Here is a 19,089-nt window from a genome sequence, read left to right on the forward strand (position 1 = left end):
AGTTAAAAAATAGTGTACTAGATTATAGAGTTCTAGTGTACTAGAAATAGGAAAAATCAAACTAGCAAGCTAATAGACTATAAACTAATAAACTTGTAACTATTGTCAGCTTTTAGTTAAAAAATTAAATACGATATGAAAAAGATTCTACTGATTATATCCGGATTGCTTTTTGTTACAGCAATCTACTGCCAGACACCGGAAGACAAGAAAGAGGTAAAAGACACAATCGACACCTACGAAGAACTTCGTCAGAAACAGGTGGAAGCCGGTATTGACAATCTCTATTATTTAGATTCTGTTTCCGGTTATCGTGTAAAAGTTCCCGACTGGCTGAATATGCGCGATGCTATGACTGTGGGTAATGTAAGGATTTGGGGTGGAACTCTTCCCGCTGTTGAAGGTATAGAGAATGCTATCGTAGTAAAGGCTTTTGACAAAGAAGAATATAAATCTTTCGAAGACTTTAGGAAATATATAGCCGGTTACAGTATGGGCGAAACAGTAAAGTGGAGTAACCAACATGCATTTATGGGAAAGAAAGAATTGGAAGACTATAAGGACATCGGAGCGACTTATAAGGTTTATCTGTTATGGAGGAAATTACTTTACCATTGCGAATATGTGTTGGTCGAAAGCCCTACTGCATATTTATGGATAGATTTCACTGCTACATCAGAGACATTCGATAAGAATATCGCGAAATTCAACGAGTTCATGCAAGGGTTTGCTATAGAACAGAAGAAGTGACTATGAGAAAAACAGTGCAATACTGTTACTTTTGTTACCTTTTTACCAAGCTGCCAACTGAAAATATTACCTTTGCTATACAGTTGTAAAAATATGAGTACGATGATTACAGATATCGATTCGCTTTACTATAGCGCAATAGACTTACTGAAAGAAATGATAGCAACCCCTTCTCTCAGTAGGGAAGAACAGCATGTTGCCGACAAGATAGCCACCTATATGGCAAAAATGGGCTATGAGCCGAATCGTAAAGGAAACAACCTGTGGATAAAGAGTAAAGGGTTCGATGAGTCGAAGCTGACTATCCTGCTCAACTCACATATTGACACCGTAAAGCCTGTCGCCGGATGGCAAAGAGATCCATTTGCCCCACTGGAAGAAGACGACAAGCTCTACGGACTGGGCAGTAATGATGCCGGAGCCAGCCTTGTTTCTCTTCTGCATGTATTCTTCATCCTATCGGAGCGGAAACAGGACTACAACCTGATATTCCTTGCCTCGTGCGAAGAGGAAGTATCCGGAAAAGGCGGTGTAGAATTGGTACTGCCCGATCTGCCCGCTATAGAGTTCGGCATAGTGGGAGAACCTACAGGAATGAATCCCGCCATAGCTGAGAAAGGGTTGATGGTACTGGATTGCACTTCGCATGGAAAGTCGGGGCATGCCGCGCGCAACGAGGGCGAAAATGCTATCTACAAAGCAATGAAAGATATAGAATGGTTCAGAACATTCAGGTTTCCGAAAGAGAGTGATCTGCTTGGGGCTGTAAAAATGACTGTAACTGTGATCGAAGCAGGAACTCAGCACAATGTTGTACCCGACAAATGTACCTTTGCAGTAGATGTGCGCAGCAATGAACTGTATAGCAATGAGGAACTATTTGAGATCATAGACAAACACACACTGAGTGAAGTCTCTCCGCGATCCTTCCGTCTCAATTCGTCGCGAATAGCGCTGGAGAATCCTTTTGTACAGCGAGCCATAATGATAGGGAAGGAGCCATACGGTTCTCCGACTCTATCGGATCAGTCGCTGATGCCATTCCCTACCGTTAAGATGGGGCCGGGAGATTCAGCCCGCTCACATACGGCAGACGAATACATCAGGCCCGAAGAGATACGAGAGGCGATAGAACTGTATGTAAAACTACTCGATGGACTGCGTATCTGATGCAGCCTCTTCGGCTTGCAACAACAGTTCCTTCAGTTGATCTTCCGTATGGTCGAGTTGCCTCAGCGGTACGGTTTCAACCACAGCCAGAGAAGGGTCTATGTCATACATCTGCGTATCTGATGTCGTCAGTTTCTTAACCAGATTATAACACCCGAGTGTGATCTGCCGCGACGGATTCATATGCACATTGCGGAAGATGCGGTCTACTATTATAAATTTGAAGTCGCCACGTTTGTCTATAGCATCCTGCATAGACGGGTAACGTGTAGTCAGATCGACTAATCCGTGACGCTCCAATTCGTTGGCTATCAGGTTTACATACTTATCGGTGTGGATGCCCAGTTTGAAACCGGCACGTATATTGATACGGAAGATTTTTTTAGGGGCATATACCGTTGTTTCGTAGCTGAACTCGTACGGCTCGTCCGTCCTCTTGATGCGGACAAACCAATAAGTATCTGCTCTTTTAGGTGTTCTTTTGAAGAGTGAATAAGCGATCTTGCTCTCCAGAAAGTTCTTATTATTAGCCTTTACGATATACACCAGATGGGTAGCTGCCTTAGGGATAGTGGTATCTTCACTGATCTTTGCTATCTGGTTGATATACTTCTCATCCACCTGATCGTAGATTGTATAGTGTCGTTTGATCCTTCGTCCGTTGTACCATGAATACATCAGGAATACCAATACTCCGGCAATAATGATAGGCACAAATCCGCCATGTGCAAACTTCTGCATATTGGCAATGAAGAAGCTGAACTCGATAACCACGAAGAACAGGGTAAGCGGTATGCTGAACCATAATGGTTTGTTGTTCTTCATAAAGTAGAGGAACAACAACACACTGGTCATCAACATGCTCAGGGTTATCGCCAGACCATAGGCAGCTTCCAGTTTCATAGACGACTGCATGGTGAGTATGATAATAATACAGAGTACCATCATCATATAGTTTATAGACGGAATATATAGCTGTCCTTTGATGTCAGTAGGGTATTGTATCTTTACGTTTGGCCATATATTCAGAGAGATAGCTTCGCTGATAACGGTAAACGAACCGCTTATAAGTGCCTGACTGGCTATAATAGCAGCTATTGTTGCCATGATAACACCTACAAGGCTGAACCATGCGGGCATCATAGCGAAGAACGGATTGACATCGGGGGTCACATGGTGGCTGTTCATTATCCATGCGGCCTGTCCCAGATAGTTGATGATAAGCGCAGATTTTACATATATCCACGATATACGGATGTTTTTAAGCCCGCAATGTCCCAGATCAGAATAGAGGGCTTCCGCTCCTGTGGTACAGAGGAATATGGCACCGAGCATAAACATTGTTTGCGGCACTTCTATCAGGAAGTTGATGGCATACATCGGATTGAAAGCACGAAATACGCTGAAATCTGTTATCACCTGACTGACTCCTACTGCCGCCATCATGGTAAACCATGCGATCATCAGCGGGCCGAAATATTTCCCAAGTGATCCTGTTCCGAATGGCTGAACCAAGAACAAGATAAGTACAATGGCTATCGTAACCGGAATAACGGGGATATGCGGTGCAATGGTGTTCAATCCTTCTACAGCCGACATTACCGTCATGGCCGGAGTGATAATACCGTCTGCAAGCAACGTAGCGGCCCCAATACCGGCAAGAATATATGCCCAGCGGTATTTCTGACGAATAAGAGCATAGAGAGATAAGATACCACCTTCGCCTTTATTATCGGCACGAAGGGTTATTATAACATACTTGAGCGTGGTCTGTATTGTCAATGTCCAGATAACGCAGGATACTGCGCCAAGTACGTATTCGGGGCGTGTCAGTTGTCCTTCAGGCAGGGCATTCAGGATTGCCCTCATTACATATAACGGAGATGTACCTATGTCGCCAAATACTATTCCGATGGCCAGTACAACCCCGAGGGCACTAAACGGGACTTTGTTACTTCCTTTCATTCGATTTCCATATTGAAAATTGCCCCAAAAGTACAAGTTTATTTAATAGGAAGATACTATACACTGTTAATTTTTATCACTCTGACTTCATTACAGCTTCCGGTATCTGATGAAGAGCTGATCTCCGGTTTTGGAAACCTCCATCTGTTCTATATATCCTGATCTCTCCAATTCTTTCAGATCATCCTGCCCCCACTCGAAATAGATGTCATAATCGGGATGAATCGCCTTATCATTGATACGTATTGTCTGGGTAGGCATGAATTGCATTTCCCACTCCCATTCATAGACAAATTCATCAGCCTGATTATCCGACAACGCCTTATTTATTATCTTAAGCAGTCTCTTTTGTGTCCTGTTCATACTAGTGTTATGTTAAGAGTGAAATGTCAGTCGCTTGTAGGGGCGGATGATAATCCGCCTGCTTTTAGAAACATTTCTCTTGCATTCGGGCGAATGATCATCCGCCCCTACGGCAAGCCTCGAAGCCGTTGTTATATACTTAACACAACCTCTAGAACTCTTCAAACTGTTCCTGATACAGTGACTGTTAGTTTCCCTTATTTTTCCAATATCTGAATTTCATGCTGAATATTCTTTCGGGCTTTCTCTTCATATTTTTGAATGAAGCACTCTGTTTTATACAGTTGCTTCATGGATAACATATATTCCAGAACCTTCTTTCTTCCGGCTTTATATTGTGCATCAGAATAGATAGCATACTCTTTTCTGACTTGCTCACTGTAAGTATAATACGCGTCCCATTCTTGTCCCAATATGGCGAGATCAGCATCTATAAACAAGTTAGTATCTAAGTCTTCTGTTATAGCATGTCCTTTTGTAGTCAGTATCTGAGAGATACAATGCTCTACTTTATGCTGTGGGTACGATATTTGATTTAGTCTCTCTGCTGCCAATTCTGCACTGTCTTCTTCATTATTATCATTCTGCACATTGTAAACAATATCATGGTAGAAGGTAGAAAACAGGATTGTATCCCAATCGGAAATATATTCTTCTACTCCTTTCAGTTCCATTATTATTTTCTCAAGATGTGAGAGTGTATGATAGAAGCGACCAGGAGAAGCATAAAATTCTGATATTTCACGCCATAACTGATGTGTCAAACTAGAGTTATCTGTGTGTTTCCCGGCAATACCAATGAATATTTTTTCCAGACCTATCATCAAAACTCTTCAAACTGTTCCTGATACAATGAGTAATACTTCCCTTTCTGCTCCAGCAATTCCTGATGCGTTCCCTGTTCTATGATTTGTCCATGATCGAGTACAAGTATCTTATCTGCATTGTGAACAGTGGACAACCGATGAGCTATAATAAGGCTTGTCCGCCCTTCCATCAGTTTATCGAGTCCTTTCTGAATAAGTAGTTCACTACGCGTGTCAATATTGCTTGTCGCTTCATCAAGTAACAGAATAGCAGGATCGGCTACAGCGGCACGAGCAATATTCAGAAGTTGTCGTTGTCCCTGACTAAGGTTTGCACCATCATTCTCCAATTGCGTCTGATAACCTTGCGGCAAGCGTTTGATAAAAGAATGTGCGGCAGTCAGTTTCGCGGCTTGTACAACTTCCTCGTCAGTAGCATCGAGCCTTCCGAAACGGATATTCTCACACACTGTGCCTGTAAACAAGTGTGTATCCTGCAACACTATAGCCATTGACCTACGAAGGTCGGAACGCTTTATCTTCTGAATAGGTACACCATCGATAGATATTTCACCCGACTCGATGTCAAAGAAGCGGGGAAGCATATTCAGTATTGTGGTCTTACCGGCTCCGGTTTCTCCAACTAAAGCTATCTTGGTTCCGGGTGCAGCGTGTAGCGATACGCCTTTTAGTATCAGTTTTTCGGGCTTATAACCAAAGAAAACATCCTGCATTACCAGATCACCTTTCACATTATCGAAAGTAACGGCATCGGATGTATCTTCCGGCTCAGGCGCTTCGTCTATCACCTGAAAAATACGCTCTGCTCCGGCAATGGCTGCCTGTATGCTGTTGTATAAACTGGCAAGCTCGTTTATCGGACGTCCAAACTGACGCGAATATTGCAGAAAAGCGGCTAAACCACCCACATCGAATCCTCTGAAGATAGCCAGCAAACCACCCACAATGGTAATGATCACATAGTTCAGTGTATTCAGGTTTTGCATCACAGGCATCATCATACCCGAATAAAACTGTGCTTTCTCTGCTTTATCTTTCAGGCTTTGGTTAAGCACATCAAAGTCAGCTTCCACTTTCTTCTCGTGTCCGAATACTTTAATGACTTTTTGCCCGCTTATCATTTCCTCTATATAGCCGTTCGTTTCTCCCAACGTTTCCTGTTGAGCCTTAAAGTATTTACGACTGCGCTTAACAATAGACCTAGCACTGAGGAACATCAAAGGCACCGTAATCAGCGTAACCAGCGTCAGTATTGGACTTATATAGATCATCAGACCGAAAATGCCGATCAGCATCAGCGCACTCGACAACATGTCCGACAAGCTGTCGGTCAACGCATTACTCACTTGATCTATATCGTTCGTATAACGGCTCATCAGATCTCCATGCTGATGTGTATCGAAATATTTGATAGGCAAACGCTCCATCTTGTCGAATAGGTCGGTACGCATACGAGTGACTGTTCGCTGTCCTATCTTGTTCAGCATTCTGTATTGTATATACACAGCTACTACTCCCGCCAGATAGATGCCTGCCAGAATCAGCAGCATTTTAACCAATCCTGTGAAATCGCCGGGTATAATATAGTCGTTGATAATAGGGCGGATCATATATGAACCCAACAAACTGGAAACAATGCTTACAATTATCAGAAATCCGATAACGAACAGCAGCTTCTTATCGCATGCCAGATATGAAACCAGTCGGAGGAATGTCTTTTTTCCCTCAGTAGGTTTACCATCATGCTTATATTGATCTCCGTGAGCCATATCTTAAAAAGCTATTTGCTGTGAGTTATATATTTCTTTATATACTTCTGACTTTTCGATGAGTTCGGAAGGCTTCCCTATTGCATCTATCTCCCCATCTTCCAATACGATAACCCTGTCGGATGATTGCATCGTATTGATACGCTGTGTAATGATAAACACCGTAGTATCATGCAGGAGTTTGCTCAGGTTATATCTGATCTTCTGTTCCGTATCCGAATCTACAGCACTGGTACTGTCATCCAGAATCAATATCTTCGGCTTACGCAGCAATGCCCTTGCGATGCAGAGACGTTGTTTCTGCCCTCCCGATACATTGATTCCGCCACGTCCCAGCATAGTATTGTAACCATCGGTAAAAGACTGAATAAAGTCGTGTGCCTGAGCCGCTCTTGCTGCTTCTTCTATCTCCTCCATACTTGCATCGGGCTTACCCCAGCGCAGATTGTCGATAATAGTACCCGTAAAGAGTTCATTCTTCTGCAAGACCATGCCTATACCGGAATGCAGTTCGTCCAGATTGTAGTCTTTCACGTTTACTCCGTCTATCAGTATTTCTCCTCCTGTAACATCATACAATCGGGGGATAAGTTGCAACATTGAACTTTTGGCTGCTCCGGTAGCACCTACTACAGCGATAGTTTCACCCTGATGAATATGAAAGTTAATATCTTTGAGGACATCGTTTTCGCCACCGCTGTAACGGAAATATACATTGCGGAAAGTTACTTCACCCTTGTTTATCTTATGTCTGCCTTGTAGCCCCTCCGGAGTATTCGCTAGCGATGGCTCGGTATCCAGCACTTCGAGAATACGCTCGGAAGATGCCGATGCACGGGAGATATTCATTATCACCATAGAAAGCAACATCAATGCCATCAGTATCTGCATCAGATAATTGACAAAGGATATAAGCTCTCCGACCTTTAATTCCCCTTCAATAACCTTTCCGCCACCTACCCATAGAATAATAATAACAGAAACATTCATAATGAGCTGCATAACAGGAAATATAGACACAACGACATTGGAAGCATTGATAACCATATCGCGAAGTTCTTCGCTACTGCGTTCAAACTTCTTCGACTCAAAATCTTCGCGGACAAAGGACTTGACAACACGTATATTGATAAGATTCTCCCTTACTACACCGTTCAGCTTGTCTATCTTCTGCTGAACTTTCATAAACAGCGGGAATCCTTTGCGGAGAATCAGATAAACACTTATACCGAGTACAGGAATAGCCCCTATCAGTATCATGGCAAGACTTGTATTTATCTCTATCACAAAGAAGGTTGCCAGTACAAGCATCATAGGCGACCGCAGCAAAAGCCGCATCCCCATCAGCACAACCTGCTGTATGCGTGTAATATCGTTTGTCAGTCGCGTAATCAGTGATGCCGAATTAAATCGGTCTATTTCTGTAAAGGACAATTCCTGTATCTTCCTGAAAAGTGTAGTCCTCAGATCTGTACCGAACCCGATAGCAGCCTGTGACGACACATATACATTGACAACGCTCACGATCAGCCCCAAAATGGAAACACCCACCATGTAAGCTCCTACTTCGGAGATTACAGACAGGTCGCGGTTCATCACGCCATTGTCTACTATCTTGGCCATAAACCATGGTTGTATGGTTTCGCACAATACTGTAATGAGGACAAGGAAAGGACTGATAAACAGGCTAACCTTGTATCGTTTCAGTATTTGCCAGTATTTTTTCATCTGTGGTTTGTCGACTCTATTATTGTTAAAAGGGAACCGCTATCAAATTACACGAGTAATTCACCTATCTTCAAATCCAGTGGAGTTGTTATTTTTATGTTCGTCACTTCTCCTTTCACCAGATGTATATTTATACCCATAGCCTCAACGACTGAAGCATCGTCTGTAAAGGTATCTTTGTATTCCGTTTCATACGCTTTTTTCAACACATCCACATCAAAGACCTGTGGCGTTTGCACCAAACGGATTTTAGAACGGTCTATAATCCGGCTATGCGCTTCGTCCAGCATTTCACGCAGACTATCGGTAGAATCTATTACCGGAATTACTGCCTGATACTCCCGAACTGCATCGAAACATCTTCCGATCATTCCCTCCGATGCAAATGGACGCACACCGTCCTGCACAGCAACAATGCCTTCCGCCACGATTGCCAGACCATTCTTTACTGAATGGAAACGGGTTTCGCCACCTGTAGCAATTGTATGAGCTATATCGAAGTTATATTCCGCACAGAGTGTCTTCCAGTAGTCCTGATGCGAAAGCGGCAAAACGAGGATAATATTTATCGCCTTGTCGTAGTTGTAAAAAGCCTCAACTGTACGCATCAACACCGGCTTACCTCCAATGGGAATAAATTGCTTCGGCAGGTCACTACCCATACGCAGCCCCTTGCCTCCGGCTACTATAATGACATTGTTCTTCATTCTATCTTATCCAGTATCTTCTGTATTTCAACGTTTGTTTTCTGCAATTTATCTTTACAGAACTTTATAAGATTGGCGGCTTTCTTCACTTCTTCGAGAAGAATGTCCACATCCAGATCTTCGTTCTCTATGCGATACATGATTTCCTGCAATTCCTGCATCGCTTCACCGTATGTCTGTTCTTTCTTTGCCATAGGTTTATTCTCTATTTTATATCAATTCTTTTATCAGAACGCCTATTGCTACTAATGCAATGGCAGCAAAAACTCCCAGCTTTATCTTCTCTATAATGGTATATTCTTTCCGCAGTACAATGTTTACCACATTGTTGGTATCAATATAGTAAGCCCTGCGTCCTTTTGGTTTCACAAAAGCCAATCCTTCCGAGAAACGTCCTACTTTTTCGTATTCGGGTGCAACTACCATCCGGTTTTCCTTATTGATGAAGCCCCACAGTTTCCCTATCTTTACAGCAGCCAGTCCACACGAAAAGTCATTCAGTGAGGCATACTCGAACGGAATAACGACATTGCCGTCACGATCTATACAGCCGTCTTTTCCGTCTTTTTCCACAACGAGTAACCCATCTGAAAATGCCAGCGACATATCTTCATAGACAAACGGTATTACTACATTTCCCGTTTTATCCAATACGCCCCACTTTTCTTCTTTCTGCGCGCAGAGCAACCCTTCCTTGCAATCGCCCAGATCATCGTATATAAACGGGATGACCTCATTGCCTGCTTTATCTATACATCCATGTTTACCATCCTTTATAACGGATGCCAACCCTTCACTGTAAGTAACAATATCGTCATAAATAAGCGACACAACAACTTTACCGTCGCGATCTATAAAGCCACCTTTCAAATTGCCGTCATTATCAGCTTTGAATACGCCGCATAGTCCGTCTATAAACCAGTTTACATCATCATACTCGCAGGATATAACCAGCTTTCCGGTTTTATCTATAAAGCCCCATTTACGGTTATCATCCATTACTGCGGCTAATCCTTCGGAGAAGAAGTCTCCTTCTGCATATGGTATGGATAGTATTTCCTGTCCTGCTTTGTTTATATAACCTCTGTAATTCTTCTTTGCTACATAAGCACAGTCGTCCATAAAAGGATAGGCAGTCTTATAGACACAGGGTACGGTCATTTCACCGCGTTTGTCGGCAAAGCCCATACCCGACTGGCGGGCTATCTGTACAGCTCCGTTGCTAAAGTCGAAAGCGAATAAGTATGATATCGGTTTGTCGTTTTCGTTCATCAGGTTTCTATTTTACTATCGATTCTATTTCCCCGTTGTAGAAGGTGGTCGTAATCTTGTCACCGCTTTTCAGCGAATCCTTTTGCTTTATTACTTTACCATCTTTCATGGTCAGGGTATATCCTTTCTTGAGTATATTTTCGGGAGAAGACAACTGCAAATGCTTCTCGAACATATCCAGTTTCCCCGCTTCATCTTTGTATAGTTGTCGTGTCATCTTTTTCAGCGAATCGCCTATCTGTATAAGATTCTCTTTCGCATTCTTGTCGTTCTGTTGCAGCTTTCTTTTTATGGTTTCTTCCATTTGTGCAAATTGAACCTTGTTATCTCTGGCTATACGCTGCATACCGCGTGTAAGCACCAACCGGGCGGAAGAAAGGACTGCCTCCTGCTCTTTATACCATGCTTTGAGCACAAAGTTATTCTGTGTTTCGAATGTATTTAGTTTCAGCGTTTCATCCTGCAAACGATGTTGCACCGATTGCACAATGCTATGCGCCAGTTCGTTCAGTTCTACTGCTGCATCCGACATGTTATCTATCAGGAATTCGGCAACCGCTGTCGGCGTTTTTGCCCGGGTATGTGCTACAATATCAAGCACAGTCTCGTCGCGCTCGTGTCCTATACCTGTGATTATAGGCAAGGGGAATTGTGCACAACTGGCTGCCAGCAAGTAAGAGTCAAAACTGCTGAGATCGGAGGTAGCTCCTCCTCCCCTGATAATGACTACCGCATCGAAACAATCCTGATATTCGTATATGCGTTCCAGAGCCGAAATAATGGAATCTTCGGATCGGTCGCCCTGCATAATGGCAGGGAACAGTTTTGTGTAAAAGACAAAACCAAAAACATTGTTGTGCAACTGATCGAGAAAATCTTCGTAACCGGCAGCTGTTGGCGATGAAATAACAGCAATACGATTGAGTGGCACAGACAGTTCGAGCTCCTTGTTGAGTGAAAGCACACCATCTTCTTCGAGCTGGCGGAGTATAGCAGCTCTGTTGAGTGCCTGATCGCCCAGTGTATAGCTGGGATCTATATCGTGTACAGTAAGGCTGAAACCATACAGTTCGTGAAATTCGACACTCACCTGTACTAATACTTTCAATCCTGAGGCAAAAGGCTGCTTCGTAGCATTCTCAAAATAGGCTTTGAGCATATAAAAGGTATTTGCCCATATCATGCCACGCGCTTTGGCTACAAGGATTTTACCTTTACCGTCTTTCTCGATGAACTCAAGGTAGCAATGTCCGTTCTGATTGACGCGTACATCACTCATCTCCACACGAATCCAAAACGTTTCGGGGAGTGTTTCCGTCAAAACGTTCTTTATAAGGTTATTCAGCTCGTAGAGGGAGATTGCCTGATGGTTCATTTATTTTGTCTTCTTAGCTTCTTTTCTGTCCGCAATTATTCGGGCAAGTTCCATTGCTTTTTTCATATCGGGCAGACCATAGCCATAGTCCTCATCGAATGTTTCATAATTGTCAGAGGAGCGTCGTACTACATTTACGATCTCTTTATTGGTCAGTGTGGGAAACGCCTGCCACAGGCATGCAACCATACCGCACATGATAGGTGATGAGAATGAAGTCCCCGCCTTTTTCGATACCTTGCCTCTGTCATCCACTACTGTAGAAAACAAGCCGAGTGCCATTACATCGGGTTTCACCCTCAGGTCGGCTGTCATACCGCGCGAACTGAATGATGCTATGATAGAATCGGGCTTTACGGCTCCTACTGTCAGCACGTCTATAGCATCCGAAGGTGGCGTGATCTTTTTCCATTCCGAATCGCCGGAGTTTCCTCCACTTATAACCACAAGCATACCTTTGTCTACAGCCTTGTTTGCAGCGCGGGTTATGTATGCTGTTCTGCCATCTACTTCTTTAAATTTATAACTCTTGGCAGGACTATCAAAATTGTTATATCCCAGTGATGTATTTACAACATCTACACCCACACTGTCGGCATATTCTATGGCTGTCGCCCAATAATCTTCTTCGATAGGAAATTCACTGCGGGAATCTTCAGTGCTAAACAGCCAGAAACTTGCTTCGGGAGCTGTACCTACAAACTGCATAGGCTTGTTTGTCCCTATGCAGGACAATACATTCAGTCCATGCTGATTGGCATTATCATAGAGGTCTTCGTGCTCATACACAAAGCCTTTTACTCCTTTAATATCAAGGTTGTCGAGCATCTCTATTTGCGGCAAATGACTGAATCCGGCATCTATAACGGCAATTTCCATGCCCTGTCCTTTATATCCGGCTTCGTGCAGTACTTGTCCGTTATTCAGTTTAATGTTAACAGCTCCTTTTCCGTAATGATTGCCAAAAGAGATGGTTTCTACTGACGGATATTGCCGGATGCTGTCTTTTTTTACTTCGGTCTTTGGTTTTCCTTTCCATACAAAAACGGCATCGGATACAAATGGGAGAGCTTTATATTTTTCGACCATTCCACTGTCGGAACAATGTACGCTTACTGATTCCAGCCATTTACTTTTGGCTACGACTACGCCGCCTACTTTCTCTATCTCTTTAATGTACTTTTCCGAAATGGGTAAATCTGTTGCATCAATGACTATCCCTTGCTTAGCACGTCTTTCAATGGCTTTTGCAGAAAGGAATTCCTCAGGCTTATCTATAGAGTAAGGAGTCTTACCCTTATCTTTCAGCAGCAAGCGGAATTTATAATTATAGTCCTGCGAATACAAGGCAGAAACGGTTATCAGTAAGCTAAACAGCAGTGTAATCTTTCTCATATCTTTTGTCTATGTTTTACGCAAATGTAAAGATAATAGTTTTAATTGTTTGCCCATATAACAAAATTTAGGGTAAACAGGTGCAATGAAGAAAAACAGGAAAGTTTATCTATATGTCAGTTAGCAGTGATCAGTCAACAGTTAACAATACAAGCGATCTTTGAAAAATTATATATTTAAAGAATTTAAAGTTTAAGAGTTTAAGGATTGGAATTTCTGTCGGGTTTGTGAGGTTTTAGTTAAAAACGAGGCTTCCCACAACTGAGAAGCCCCGAATAAATTACTATTTGAAAGATTGAGTTATAGCAGATTCCCTATTCTGAATCCGAAAAACGCTGTACGAGGCAAACTCGGGCCATAGATATATGACGGGTCGCGATCGATGCCTTTATCGAAGTCTTTCTGATAAGAATTGAATATATTTTTCATTCCTGCAAACCATTCTACAGTTACGCTTTTTGATATACGCATATCGTAATGGAATTTCAGACCGGCATCAAAAAAGCTTTTCGATTTGCGTAGCTCGCCGGCATCGCGTTCAGCTCCTTCTGCCAGATTGATTCCAAAATAAGGAACGAGCATACGGCCTGTGTAATTGCCGGTAGCTGACACTCCGAAGTTTTTGGCAAACTCCCAATCCAGAGCAAAGAAGCCGTAGGTATTAGGGGTGCGGAAGAACTTCTTTTCACCAAAAGTTTCTTCTGCTGTCTTATACTTGCTCGATTGTAGGGTAAATCCGGCTGTGACATTCAGCTTATCGGAAGGCATCAGCTTCAGTTCGAAATTGAAACCCTGTACTACTGCGCCGTCTTTAGAGTTAACACGCGTATAGATAACTGTGCCGTTCTCGTCAGGTTCTCCTATCTCGTTACGGAAAGGGTTGTGAAGCTTGTTATAAAATCCTTCGAGCAGGATGTTCGTATTCACTCCGCCGATCTGTTTATTAAAATCGAAAGAGAGGGTAAGGCTGGTGCTGTTTTCCTGTTTCAGGTCGGGATCGTTTTTGTTTATTACCTGACGCGAGCCGGATGTTTCTATATGCAGGTCTTCGTCGAATATCTGAGGGGCACGGTAACCTCTTGAGAATCCCAAACGGGTCTGCAAATAGGAGGATATATCGTACATCACACTGGCACGCGGAACGAATACTGTACCCGATTTGTCACTATCGGCTTGCTTGTCATCTACCGAATAGTGTTCGACACGCGCTCCGGCAAGGAATTTAAACTTATCAACCTTGATTTCGTATTGGGCAAAGGCTCCGGTAGTAGATAGCGATTGATCGGAAACAACGGTACTCGGTACATGTGTTTCGACTAATTCGCCGTTTTCATCGACAGAATATTCGGGGTAACCCAGCTTCTTGTCTTTCAGGTGTGAACCGGTATGCTCTACGCCTCCGATCAGTGAGGAAGGCTCGTTGATAGATAGTTTATATTGAACTCCGATATTATAAGTTTTATCTTTCGTGTTTCCGTAGTCGCTGAGCGATTGCTTCGCACCATAGTAGGAATCCCTGTCGAGATATTGTCCTGATGCAAATACAGTAAGCAAGTCGCTTTCGCGCAGATACTGCTCATAGGTAAGTGCTCCGGCAACCATATCATGCTTTACCGACTCGGAGATGTCTCTTTCGTGGTCGGGATAGTCTTGTTTGTTTCCGCCTTTGCGTTGCTCCCTTATATTGAAGAAATCAAGGCTCAATTTGCTTCTGTAGGCAGGACGGTGAAATATGCGTGTGCCTATGACCGTATTCTTCATTGGGGCTATTTCTGAGAAACTATCTTCATTGGCATCGAACATCTTACGGTCGCGCATATTGCCAAATACCGAGATGCCTGTTTTGTGATCATCGGTTACCAGTGTAGCATTGAATGTAGCATTATAATCGGCAGCAGGGCCATTAGAACCGCTTACACCTGTGCCGATCAGCGATGTATTGAAACCTGCTTCGAAACTATTTACTTTGGGATCTTTCAATATCAGGTTTATAGTTCCTGCAATCGCATTCGAACCATAAAGCACCGAGCCTCCGCCTCTGACTACTTCTATGCGTTCGAGCATATTGGCGGGAATCAGCTCCAATCCATATACACCTGCCAATCCGCTGAATATAGGGCGGCTGTTTATCAGTATCTGAGAATATGGACCTTCCATACCATTCATGCGTATCTGAGAGAATCCACAGTTCTGACAATCGTTCTCATAACGCAACCCGGTACAGAAGTTCAGCCCTTCACCCAGTACGACAGACTGCGTGGTTTCGAGCATCTTGGTAGATATGGTATTTACGATGACCGGAGCTTCTGTGCGTTTCTGGGAGGTACGTCCGGCGGTGACTACTACTTCGTTGAGGTTGAGGGCATCTTCTTCTATCTCGAAGTTTATCTCTACAGATTTGCCTCTTTTTAGCTCAACTTCTATCTCTTGCGGCTTGAATCCGATACCTTCGGCGCATAGCATGAATTTGCCTTCGGGAAGGTTTTTCAGAGCATAATGACCTGTAGCATCGGTGGCAATTCCTATTGTCGTGTTCTTAAGAACAATGTTTATATAGGGGATATGCTCTTTTGTCTTACGATTTATGACATGACCGAATATATTTGCATCGGTGCGAACAAGGTTGGCATTTGCCGAAAAGGAGGAAAGAATGAGGATGGACAATAATAGTATTTGCTTCTTCATCAGAGTTAGTTATGTTAGTCATTTGAGTGAGTCAATAGTTTGCTTTTTACGAGCTGCAAAGCTATATGAATTGCCAAATTTTAACAATCGCAATATGTAGGTATTCCATCGCTACTTTGTACCAATATATAGGTATCATTGATACCCGATCAACTATCTCAATAAAAAAAATCCGCAATTTTGATAATTACGGATTTCTATATACTGACCTTAATAATAAGGAATTACATATGACGGCGTCCTCCTCCCATGCCACGCATACGAGGCCCTTCCATATCGGTACTCTTCATTCCTTTGAATGACTGGAAGCGGATAGTCAATCCTACCATGAAGTAGCTACTGATGGTATTGTATGTGCTATATGTTACCCTTTGCGCATTAGCTGAACGAGAGATATTGCTCTGATCTTTCAATATATCATATATCCTGAACTTAACAGTTGCCGGTAATGAGGTTTTGCTTTCTCCCGATTTGAGTGTAATATTAAACTCTTTGGCCAATTCGGCATTCCATATCCACGAATTTTGCTGATAGCCTGCCTCATATCCCGAGTTGGAAGAATAAGTCAAATTGCTGGCCAGTACAAAACTATATGGCAGATACCACGTAAAACTACCCATACCCCCGTAATTGTATATAGTTTTATCATTTCGTTTCTGATATGAATTTATATTTTCTTCGAAAGAAAAGTTTCCACCAATATCAAATTGAAATTTATCCGAATTATATTTCAAGCCCAGATTTTCGTTGATACTATATACATTCGCTGTATTCTTATATGTTTCTTTTTCATTTTCCTCATAGATGTAGGTATTGTCCCGATTATAATTAACAAAAGTTCGGCTATTGATCGAGAAACTTTTATTCTTCAGAGGAGTATTATACATAAACATAGCACGTCCATTCATATTGCCATCCATATTCTCATAGGTTGTATTCATGCTATTACCGACTCCGGCACGCGTTACGCTTACGATATCATCCATAACATAATTAAAATTGAGAAATGCCATAATGGATGATGCTTTTTCGGGAATATATTTACGATAGCGTAATTCCAGACGATGAGAGAAACTCGGTTTCAGATCAGGATTTCCCCAGGTTGTATCAGTAGCGTTCTGAGATATGATACCATCAAACAACTGATCGGTAGAGGCCTGGCTTGTTTGTCCGTTATATCTTATACGCAGGTTATGGCGTCTGTCCCATAAATAATTAAATTCGAGGCGGGGTGCAAAATTCAAATAGTTCTTGGCTTGATCTCTGCTTTCCCCTTCTTTTGGTTTGACTACAGATGTTCTTGAACGCGAAGGCATCAATTCGAGGCCTGCTGTATAGTTGTATTTTGCCCTACGGCTCTGAAAACTAGCAGATATACGCTGATTGAGAAAATCATTTTTTGTATTGCGGGTATAATCTTCGGCTAATACCGTATAATTGTCGGAACCGTCGTTATCATAAGTTACCTTATCTGTTTCGGAATGGGTATTTCTTATATCATAGGCCAGTTCGAGAAAATTATTATATCCGACAGGTTCGAGATAAGAAACACGAGCCCTCCAGTTATAACTATTATTCTTTTGCGTATATATCTGATCCTGCACATACAGAGAATCTATTTTATAGTAATCATTTTCGGAATAAGAGTCTCCCTCTGTCTTACCATCTGACAAACCTCCTGAAAACTCCAATGAGAACGAACGTCCTTTATCGTTCAGTTTTCTGTTTATTAATAAATTCCCGTTAAGTCTGAATGTATTTCCCTTCGATGAAGAGTGCCCATTCGAAACAAAGTCATAATCCGGTCTTTTAGTGCTTGTTCTTTCCCCATCGTTAAAACCCGCGGAGGTTGATCTGCTGTATGAAAAGTCGGGGCGGAAAATAATATTTGTCAGGCTATCCGGTGTCCATTCAAAACGAAGACGGGTATTAAAATTCTGATTATTGGTATTTTGCACACTTGACTTCTTTTCTGATATGCTGCCATCAGTATATTCAGTATTGCTGGTTGTTTCCACATTATTATCTCTGCCATTATACTGTATATCTCCGTCATACTTCAGCTTTTTAGAAGGCTCCATCGCAATATTGATACCTCCCATTGTGGTTTCGGTTACACCGCGATTACCACCCCAACGGCCGCCACCGCCACCGCCAGCATTGTTATTATTGTTGAAATTACCCAAAGCAGAAAACCTGTTATTATTTTTGGCTACATTCAGAAATCCATTAGCTTCGTAGCGATCTTCGCTACCATACCCGCCACCGACAGTGCCCATAATCCCCTCTTTCATACCGGGACGGGCTATCAGATTTATCACAGTCTGTTCTTCGCCATCATCAAATCCTGTGAGGCGCGCCATATCTGATTTCTGATCCAAGACCTGTAGTTTTTCAATCATCTTGGCTGGCAGATTTTCAGAAGCTATTTTAGGATCATTGCTGAAAAACTCTTTTCCATCTACAAGTATTTTTGATATATCCTTCCCGTTTACTGTGATTTTTCCATCTGCATCTATTTCTGCACCGGGTATTTTCTTTATCAGGTCGGCCAGAACGGCTGTTTCCTGCACTTTGTAGGCATCGGCATTATATTCTACCGTATCTCCTTTGACTATTATTTCGGGTGCTTTAGCTTCTACAATTGCTTCGTTCAGCAACACGGCATCCTCTTTCAGATAGACATCTCCCAATACAGCTATTCCGTTACGGGCATTTACTTTAAAATACTGGCTGATATAACTCATAAAAGACACCTGAACAATGTAAGTGCCACGTTTGACATTAATGTTGAATTTACCTTTAGCGTCGGTAGCCGAACCGGCAACATAAGCGCTATCAGTAGCATTTAAGACACGAATACTCGCCATCTCAATGGCTTCTTTGGTAACATCATCATATACAGTCCCTGTGATATTGGTAGTTTGCGCATGGGCTTTAAAACTGAAAATCAGACAAAAAAACACAAGCAGGGGAATATTCCTTTTCATTATTTCCTAATCAATTTCGGTAAAAATCTATACTTTTTCGAGGATATGACTCGAGAAACATCAAATGGTTTAATCATATTTTCATTTTTATTA

At 42.4% G+C, this 19,089-nt stretch carries 14 protein-coding genes; 2 read left to right on the forward strand and 12 right to left on the reverse strand.

Annotated features, from left to right (window positions below; translation table 11 throughout):
- Positions 1-135: 135 nt before the first annotated feature.
- Positions 136-750, forward strand: a complete 615-nt coding sequence (locus tag M2448_RS01435; RefSeq protein WP_280644488.1) for a hypothetical protein — start codon at positions 136-138, stop codon at positions 748-750.
- Between the two features lie 102 nt (positions 751-852).
- Positions 853-1,920 carry a M20 family metallo-hydrolase gene (locus tag M2448_RS01440; protein WP_280644489.1) on the forward strand — a complete coding sequence of 356 codons (1,068 nt, stop codon included), beginning with the start codon at positions 853-855 and terminating at the stop codon, positions 1,918-1,920.
- Here M2448_RS01440 and M2448_RS01445 read toward each other — a convergent pair.
- The 12 genes from M2448_RS01445 to M2448_RS01500 form a co-directional block, all read right to left on the reverse strand.
- Entirely contained in the window at positions 1,897-3,885 is a 1,989-nt protein-coding gene (locus tag M2448_RS01445; protein ID WP_280644490.1) for a KUP/HAK/KT family potassium transporter, read from the reverse strand. The two genes, M2448_RS01440 and M2448_RS01445, sit on opposite strands and share 24 nt — an antisense overlap.
- A gap of 90 nt (positions 3,886-3,975) precedes the next feature.
- Entirely contained in the window at positions 3,976-4,248 is a 273-nt protein-coding gene (locus M2448_RS01450) for a hypothetical protein (RefSeq protein ID WP_280644491.1), read from the reverse strand.
- Between the two features lie 197 nt (positions 4,249-4,445).
- Entirely contained in the window at positions 4,446-5,072 is a 627-nt protein-coding gene (locus M2448_RS01455) for a hypothetical protein (protein ID WP_280644492.1), read from the reverse strand.
- Positions 5,072-6,844, reverse strand: a complete 1,773-nt coding sequence (locus M2448_RS01460) for an ABC transporter ATP-binding protein (protein ID WP_280644493.1) — start codon at positions 6,842-6,844, stop codon at positions 5,072-5,074. The genes M2448_RS01455 and M2448_RS01460 overlap by 1 nt, the downstream gene beginning before the upstream one ends.
- 3 nt (positions 6,845-6,847) lie before the next feature.
- On the reverse strand, positions 6,848-8,572 hold the full coding sequence (locus tag M2448_RS01465) for an ABC transporter ATP-binding protein (protein ID WP_280644494.1): 1,725 nt from the start codon (positions 8,570-8,572) through the stop codon (positions 6,848-6,850).
- Positions 8,573-8,619: 47 nt separating this feature from the next.
- Positions 8,620-9,279 carry a 2-C-methyl-D-erythritol 4-phosphate cytidylyltransferase gene (locus M2448_RS01470; protein ID WP_280644495.1) on the reverse strand — a complete coding sequence of 220 codons (660 nt, stop codon included), beginning with the start codon at positions 9,277-9,279 and terminating at the stop codon, positions 8,620-8,622.
- Complete coding sequence (gene xseB / locus M2448_RS01475) at positions 9,276-9,473, reverse strand: exodeoxyribonuclease VII small subunit (RefSeq protein WP_280644496.1); 198 nt, start codon at positions 9,471-9,473, stop codon at positions 9,276-9,278. Before xseB ends, M2448_RS01470 begins: the two co-directional genes overlap by 4 nt.
- A gap of 16 nt (positions 9,474-9,489) precedes the next feature.
- Positions 9,490-10,551: a WG repeat-containing protein gene (locus tag M2448_RS01480; protein ID WP_280644497.1), complete on the reverse strand. Its 1,062-nt coding sequence runs from the start codon at positions 10,549-10,551 to the stop codon at positions 9,490-9,492.
- A gap of 7 nt (positions 10,552-10,558) precedes the next feature.
- Positions 10,559-11,926, reverse strand: a complete 1,368-nt coding sequence (gene xseA / locus M2448_RS01485) for an exodeoxyribonuclease VII large subunit (RefSeq protein WP_280644498.1) — start codon at positions 11,924-11,926, stop codon at positions 10,559-10,561.
- Positions 11,927-13,321, reverse strand: a complete 1,395-nt coding sequence (locus M2448_RS01490; RefSeq protein ID WP_280644499.1) for a S8 family serine peptidase — start codon at positions 13,319-13,321, stop codon at positions 11,927-11,929.
- Positions 13,322-13,621: 300 nt separating this feature from the next.
- On the reverse strand, positions 13,622-16,006 hold the full coding sequence (locus tag M2448_RS01495; RefSeq protein WP_280644500.1) for a TonB-dependent receptor: 2,385 nt from the start codon (positions 16,004-16,006) through the stop codon (positions 13,622-13,624).
- Positions 16,007-16,230: 224 nt separating this feature from the next.
- A complete protein-coding gene (locus tag M2448_RS01500) occupies positions 16,231-18,996 on the reverse strand; it encodes a TonB-dependent receptor (RefSeq protein WP_280644501.1) in 2,766 nt (921 codons plus the stop codon).
- Between the last annotated feature and the right edge of the window lie 93 nt (positions 18,997-19,089).

This window comes from Dysgonomonas sp. PF1-14 (assembly GCF_029892965.1).
Lineage (GTDB): Bacteria > Bacteroidota > Bacteroidia > Bacteroidales > Dysgonomonadaceae > Dysgonomonas.

Bases quoted from the DNA above. Each gene is read 5' to 3' on its own strand.
- M2448_RS01435 (WP_280644488.1), top strand. From the start codon at position 136: ATGAAAAAGATTCTACTGATTATATCCGGATTGCTTTTTGTTACAGCA.
- M2448_RS01440 (WP_280644489.1), top strand. From the start codon at position 853: ATGATTACAGATATCGATTCGCTTTACTATAGCGCAATAGACTTACTG.
- M2448_RS01445 (WP_280644490.1), bottom strand. From the start codon at position 3,885: ATGAAAGGAAGTAACAAAGTCCCGTTTAGTGCCCTCGGGGTTGTACTG.
- M2448_RS01450 (WP_280644491.1), bottom strand. From the start codon at position 4,248: ATGAACAGGACACAAAAGAGACTGCTTAAGATAATAAATAAGGCGTTG.
- M2448_RS01455 (WP_280644492.1), bottom strand. From the start codon at position 5,072: ATGATAGGTCTGGAAAAAATATTCATTGGTATTGCCGGGAAACACACA.
- M2448_RS01460 (WP_280644493.1), bottom strand. From the start codon at position 6,844: ATGGCTCACGGAGATCAATATAAGCATGATGGTAAACCTACTGAGGGA.
- M2448_RS01465 (WP_280644494.1), bottom strand. From the start codon at position 8,572: ATGAAAAAATACTGGCAAATACTGAAACGATACAAGGTTAGCCTGTTT.
- M2448_RS01470 (WP_280644495.1), bottom strand. From the start codon at position 9,279: ATGAAGAACAATGTCATTATAGTAGCCGGAGGCAAGGGGCTGCGTATG.
- xseB (WP_280644496.1), bottom strand. From the start codon at position 9,473: ATGGCAAAGAAAGAACAGACATACGGTGAAGCGATGCAGGAATTGCAG.
- M2448_RS01480 (WP_280644497.1), bottom strand. From the start codon at position 10,551: ATGAACGAAAACGACAAACCGATATCATACTTATTCGCTTTCGACTTT.
- xseA (WP_280644498.1), bottom strand. From the start codon at position 11,926: ATGAACCATCAGGCAATCTCCCTCTACGAGCTGAATAACCTTATAAAG.
- M2448_RS01490 (WP_280644499.1), bottom strand. From the start codon at position 13,321: ATGAGAAAGATTACACTGCTGTTTAGCTTACTGATAACCGTTTCTGCC.
- M2448_RS01495 (WP_280644500.1), bottom strand. From the start codon at position 16,006: ATGAAGAAGCAAATACTATTATTGTCCATCCTCATTCTTTCCTCCTTT.
- M2448_RS01500 (WP_280644501.1), bottom strand. From the start codon at position 18,996: ATGAAAAGGAATATTCCCCTGCTTGTGTTTTTTTGTCTGATTTTCAGT.